Origin of the sequence: Nocardioides sp. (assembly GCF_035429765.1) — a bacterium.
In the GTDB taxonomy this organism is placed as follows: domain Bacteria; phylum Actinomycetota; class Actinomycetes; order Propionibacteriales; family Nocardioidaceae; genus Nocardioides.
On sequence record NZ_DAOMFK010000010.1, the window covers coordinates 14399 to 20045 of the forward strand.

Below are 5647 nucleotides of genomic sequence, written 5' to 3' on the forward strand. Positions count from 1 at the left end.
CCGCTGGTCGGCTCCAGGTCTCCGCTCGTCCCTCGCTACGACCTGTCCCCTCCGGCCCGCTGGTCGGCTCCAGGTCTCCGCTCGTCCCTCGCTACGACCTGTCCCCTCCGGGTATCCAGAGCACATCGCCCTGCTCCTTGTTCGCGTGACGGGCCAGGATGAACAGCAGGTCGGAGAGCCGGTTGAGGTAGGTGATCGCCCGTACGTTCATCGACTCGCCGTGGACGGCGTACGCCGCCCAGGCGGAGCGCTCGGCACGGCGGACGACCGTGCGGGCCACGTGCAGGAGCGCGGCGCCCGGCGTGCCGCCGCTCAGCACGAACGAGCGCAGGTTGGCCAGCCCCTCGTTGTAGCTGTCGCACCACGCCTCCAGCCGGTCGACGTAGTCCTGCTCGACCCGCAGCGGGGGGTGCGCCGGGTTCGCCACCACCGGGGTCGCGAAGTCGGCTCCCACGTCGAAGAGGTCGTTCTGGACGCGCGTGAGCAGCGCCACCACGTCGGGGTCGAGCGAGCCCTGGGCCAGGGCCACGCCCACGTGGGCGTTCGCCTCGTCCACGTCGGCGTACGCCGCGAGCCTGAGGTCGGTCTTGGACGTCTCGCTCATGTCGCCCAGCCGAGTGGTGCCGCCGTCGCCGGTGCGCGTGTAGATGCGGGTGAGGTTGACCATGCTGGTGAGGGTAGTCGTGCCCGGATCCGGGGGAACCGTGAGGAGCCCCGCGAGGGCCCGGCGCCAGGGCCGGCCCGGCGGCGGCGTGGCGACCCACCGCAAATGGAGAGGCCCCGACGGCCGGTGGCGTGCGATAGTGGGTGTGATCGACGTCTCATCCTGCGTTTCCCGGATGAGCGGCCGACGGCATCGGGGGATGCCTGCGACGGATCCGGGGTGTCACGGGGCCCCGGGGAGCGGGGATGAGCATGCGGATCGAGATCGACGGGCCACGGGTGGTCCTCGAGGGCGACTTCGACGTCCGGAGCACCGGCCAGGTGCGCGAGGCGGTCTACCGGACCCTCGCCGAGCAGGACGCGGACGTCGTGGTGGACCTCACCGAGGTCACCAGCGTGGACCTCACCGCGCTGCGCGTGCTGGCCGTCGCCACCCGCGAGGCGGCCCGGGGGGACCGCCATCTCAGGCTCCGCGGCTGCTGCCCCAACGTCCGTCGGCTGCTGCACGTGAGTCGGTTGATCCGGGTGCTCGAGGTGGAACGGGTGCCCGCCTAGGCCGGAGCCGGTGTTGGCCGCTTCACACTCCCAGACGATGACGTCCGGTCCGCGGCCCGCCTACCCTCGATGCATGACGACGAAGGATCGGCCCTGGGTCATGCGCACCTACGCCGGGCACTCCACTGCGGCGGCGTCCAACGCCCTGTACCGGACCAACCTGGCCAAGGGGCAGACCGGGCTCTCGGTGGCCTTCGACCTCCCCACCCAGACCGGCTACGACCCCGACAGCCCGCTGGCCCGGGGCGAGGTGGGGAAGGTGGGCGTCCCGGTGCCGCACCTCGGCGAGATGCGCCGGCTCTTCGACGGCATCCCGCTGACCGAGATGAACACCTCGATGACGATCAACGCCACCGCGATGTGGATGCTGGCGCTCTACCAGGTTGCCGCCGAGGAGCAGAACCCCGGGACCGACCCGGCCGAGGTGGCCGGCCGGCTGGCCGGCACCACCCAGAACGACATCATCAAGGAGTACCTCTCCCGTGGGACCTACGTGTTCCCGCCCGAGCACTCCCTGCGGCTGATCAGCGACGTCATCGCCTACACCGTCCACCAGATCCCGAAGTGGAACCCGATCAACATCTGCAGCTACCACCTCCAGGAGGCCGGAGCCACGCCGGTCCAGGAGGTGGCCTACGCGATGTGCACGGCGATCGCGGTCCTGGACCAGGTCAGGGCCTCGGGGCAGGTCGACGAGGCCGACTTCGAGAAGGTCGTCGGTCGGATCTCCTTCTTCGTCAACGCCGGCGTGCGCTTCGTCGAGGAGATGTGCAAGATGCGGGCCTTCGTCGAGCTGTGGGACGAGATCACCCGCGAGCGGTACGGCGTGCAGGACCCGGCCATGCGGCGCTTCCGCTACGGCGTCCAGGTCAACTCCCTCGGCCTGACCGAGGCGCAGCCGGAGAACAACGTGCAGCGCATCGTCCTGGAGATGCTCGGCGTCACGCTGTCGAAGAGGGCGCGGGCGCGGGCGGTCCAGCTGCCGGCGTGGAACGAGGCCCTGGGCCTGCCGCGTCCCTGGGACCAGCAGTGGTCGCTGCGACTGCAGCAGGTGCTGGCCTTCGAGTCCGACCTGCTGGAGTACGACGACCTCTTCGACGGGTCGCCGGTGGTCGAGGCCAAGGTGGCCGAGCTCGTGGCCGGTGCCCGAGCCGAGATCGACCGGGTGCAGGGCATGGGCGGTGCGATCGCCGCGGTGGAGTCCGGCTACATGAAGCAGTCGCTGGTGTCCGCCCACGCGGCACGCCGGGCCCGGATCGAGGCCGGCGAGGAGAAGGTCGTCGGCGTCAACGCCTTCACCACCACCGAGCCGTCCCCGCTCACCGCGGACCTGGACGCGGCGATCCAGACCGCGGACCCGGCCGCCGAGCAGGCGGCCATCGACTCGGTGAACGCCTGGAAGGCCCAGCGCGACGAGGCGGCCGTGGCCGAGGCCCTGGCCCGGCTCGCCGCCGAGGCGAAGACCGACACCAACCTGATGGAGGCCACCCTCGCCGCGGCCCGCGCGGGTGCCACGACAGGGGAGTGGGCGGAGACGCTGCGTGGCGTCTTCGGGGAGTTCCGGGCTCCCACGGGGGTGAGCGGGGTGGTCGGTGTGACGGAGGCCGGCGCGGACCTCGCCGCGGTGCGCGAGCAGGTGCGGTCCACCGGCGAGGCCCTGGGCGGGCGGCTCCGGCTGCTGGTCGGCAAGCCGGGGCTGGACGGCCACTCCAACGGGGCCGAGCAGGTCGCCGTACGCGCCCGCGACGCGGGCTTCGAGGTGATCTACCAGGGGATCCGGCTCACCCCGGAGCAGATCGTCGCCGCGGCGGTCGCCGAGGACGTCCACTGCGTGGGCCTCTCGATCCTCTCCGGCTCGCACATGGAGCTGGTGCCGGCCGTGCTCGACGGCCTGCGCGCCGCCGGGCTGGAAGACGTGCCGGTGGTCGTGGGTGGCATCATCCCCGAGTCCGACGCGCGGGCGCTGGTCGAGCGGGGGGTGGCAGCGGTCTACACCCCCAAGGACTTCGGGCTCACCGAGATCATGGCCGGCATCGTCCGGGTGATCCGCGCCGCGCACGGCCTGGCCTGACCAGTCTCCCTGGATGCGGGACAGGTAAGGCTAGGCTTACCCGGAGCCGCTACCCTGGAGCGGTGTCCAAGCCGAAGCCGCCGAAGAAGAAGTGCTGCGTGAGCAAGCCACGCTGCCGGCGGTGTCCGATCCGGATGCTGAAGGACGGCACCCTCCCTCCGGGGTATACGGTCAGGAAGCGCAAGCTGGTGCGCACCCGCAAGCAGCGCAAGAGGCTTGCGAAGGCTGCCTGACCACCTGAGGAGAACCGTGCCTGCCGGACGCTTCGCCGCCGCGCTCAACGCCCAGATCGGCAACGAGCTCGCCGCCCACAACCAGTACGTCGCGATCGCCGTCCACTACGACGCGCTGACGCTGCCCCAGATGGCGGCGTACTTCTACCGCCAGGCGCTCGAGGAGCGCGGCCACGCGATGATGATGGTGCAGTACCTCCTCGACATCGACGCCGAGGTGACCATCCCGGGCGTCGAGGCCCCGGTGTCGACGTTCGCGGACGTGGTGGCCCCCGTCGCACTCGCCCTGGACCAGGAGCGGCGGGTCACCGAACAGATCAACGGTCTGCTGCGCACCGCGCGGGAGGAGTCCGACTACGCCTCCGAGCAGTTCCTGCAGTGGTTCATCAAGGAGCAGGTGGAGGAGGTCGCCTCGATGAGCGACCTGCTCGCGGTGGTCGAGCGCAACCGCGACGACGTGGAGAACATCGAGGACTACGTGGCGCGCGAGAGCGGCGGTGGGGGCATCGACCCGACGGCGCCGCGCGCCGCGGGAGCGCCGTGAGCCCCGGACAGTCGGATCGACCCGTCCTGACGCCGGGCCACCGGGGGCGCGGCTAGCCGCTCTCCTCCTCCTCCCCTGACGGCAGCTCCGGGTCCGGCCTCCCGTCGGCGTCCCCGCTGGTCGTCCCCTTGACCCGGTGGTAGGCGCTGACTCCCGCCGAGGTCAGCGGGGCAGCGAGGATGGCGCCCATCAGCCCGAAGAGCAGGGTCGCCGTGGTCACCACGAGGAGAACCGCCAACGGGTGGAGTCGCAGCCGGGTTCCGAAGGCGAACGGCTCCACGAGGTTCTGGATCATGTTGTTGGCCAGCAGGACCAGCGCCAGCATGCCCAGGGCGACCGCGAGTCCCCCTGAGCCGTAGGCGATCAGCACCGCGAACGCCCCCGCAACGAACGCGCCGATGTAGGGCACGTAGCTCGTGATGAACGACACGAGCGCGATCGTGCCGGCCAGCGGAACGTCGAGCAGCAGTGCACCGATCCAGACCACGAGGGCGTTGGCCGCCCCGATGATCGTGAGCCCGGTGGCGTACCCGCGGAACGCGCTGACCGTCCCGTCGAGGATGGAACGCGCTGCCGCCGGCGCCACCCCGGCGTGGAGGACCGCCCAGCCGGTGATCTGGTCCCAGTCCTTGAGCAGGAACAGCAGCACGAAGAGGGCGAGCACGGCGCCGACCACGAGGCTGCCCACAGAGCTGAAGAGGGAGCCGAGCAGCCCCGAGGTGAGCGTGCGGACCACGCTCTGGGTGAGCGCGACCAGCTCGTCGCTCGCGCCCTCGCCGGAGGAGGTCTGGCGCTCCGCGTGCTGCCAGGACTCCTCGACCTGGGCCCAGATCTCGTCGCTCTGGCTGATCAGGCCGCTGATGACGACCACGCCTGTCGCCACGACGACCGTCAGGCCCAGGATCAGCACGAGGGTGGCTCCCAGCCAGCGTGGCGCCCGCCACCGCTCGAGCCGGTCGGTGAGCGGCACCAGGATCGTTGCCAGCACCGCGGCGATCGCCAGCGGGATGGCCACCTCGGCGACCAACGCGATCAGCAGCAGCGCCAGGGCGAGGACTCCGGCCAGACCCAGCACGAGCCAGGACCCGACACCGGCGGTCCTCAGCCACGTGGGCAGCTCGAGTGCCGCGATCCCGCGTTGCGCTGCGCCGGCGACCCCGCGCCGCGGGGTGGCCTCGTCGTTTGTCGTCACCAGAGCACCTCCCTGTGGTTGCCGCTCCCGGACCGGCCCGAGGGCGACGGTGTCACTTCACGGTGCTGCCGGTGCCCGGCGAGCAGTTCTCGGGTGCGTAGTTGCCGCTGATCGTGAAGTCCTCGCAGGTGAGGATCCGTGGGTGCTGGGTACCGAGGACGAAGGAGCCGAGCATCACTGCGCGCACCACCGCGATGGCGGTGAGCCTCTCCCGGCCCTGCAGCCGCTCGGCCGTCGGGATCAGCAGTCGGACCAGGAAGGCGGCGAACGCCGGCAGCCCCAGGACGGTGATGACCACGCCCAGCCAGAACAGGAACTGGTAGATGCCGCTGGTGCCGCCGACCGGCAGGATCCACGCGAGCACGATCCACAGTGTCGGCAGGAGCAGG

The 5647-nt window shown here is 71.2% G+C and carries 7 protein-coding genes; 4 read left to right on the plus strand and 3 right to left on the minus strand.

What is annotated here, in order from left to right; all coding sequences use genetic code 11:
- Positions 1-91: 91 nt before the first annotated feature.
- Positions 92-667, minus strand: a complete 576-nt coding sequence (locus tag PLP61_RS02190) for a cob(I)yrinic acid a,c-diamide adenosyltransferase (protein ID WP_324499928.1) — start codon at positions 665-667, stop codon at positions 92-94.
- 242 nt (positions 668-909) lie between these two features.
- On the opposite strand from PLP61_RS02190, the gene PLP61_RS02195 reads away from it, so the two are divergent.
- The 4 genes from PLP61_RS02195 to PLP61_RS02210 all read left to right on the plus strand — a co-directional run bounded on the left by PLP61_RS02195 (position 910) and on the right by PLP61_RS02210 (position 4066).
- Positions 910-1218: an STAS domain-containing protein gene (locus tag PLP61_RS02195; RefSeq protein ID WP_324499930.1), complete on the plus strand. Its 309-nt coding sequence runs from the start codon at positions 910-912 to the stop codon at positions 1216-1218.
- 73 nt (positions 1219-1291) lie between these two features.
- A complete protein-coding gene (locus PLP61_RS02200) occupies positions 1292-3289 on the plus strand; it encodes an ethylmalonyl-CoA mutase (RefSeq protein WP_324499933.1) in 1998 nt (665 codons plus the stop codon).
- A 62-nt stretch (positions 3290-3351) separates the two neighbouring features.
- Entirely contained in the window at positions 3352-3522 is a 171-nt protein-coding gene (locus tag PLP61_RS02205; protein ID WP_324499935.1) for a hypothetical protein, read from the plus strand.
- A gap of 16 nt (positions 3523-3538) precedes the next feature.
- Positions 3539-4066, plus strand: a complete 528-nt coding sequence (locus PLP61_RS02210; RefSeq protein ID WP_324499937.1) for a ferritin — start codon at positions 3539-3541, stop codon at positions 4064-4066.
- A gap of 52 nt (positions 4067-4118) precedes the next feature.
- Here PLP61_RS02210 and PLP61_RS02215 read toward each other — a convergent pair whose 3' ends face one another.
- Together PLP61_RS02215 and PLP61_RS02220 are read right to left on the minus strand one after the other, a co-directional pair.
- Entirely contained in the window at positions 4119-5258 is a 1140-nt protein-coding gene (locus tag PLP61_RS02215) for an AI-2E family transporter (RefSeq protein ID WP_324499939.1), read from the minus strand.
- Positions 5259-5310: 52 nt separating this feature from the next.
- A partial coding sequence (locus tag PLP61_RS02220) for a hypothetical protein (RefSeq protein WP_324499941.1) occupies positions 5311-5647 on the minus strand: 337 nt, incomplete at its 5' end.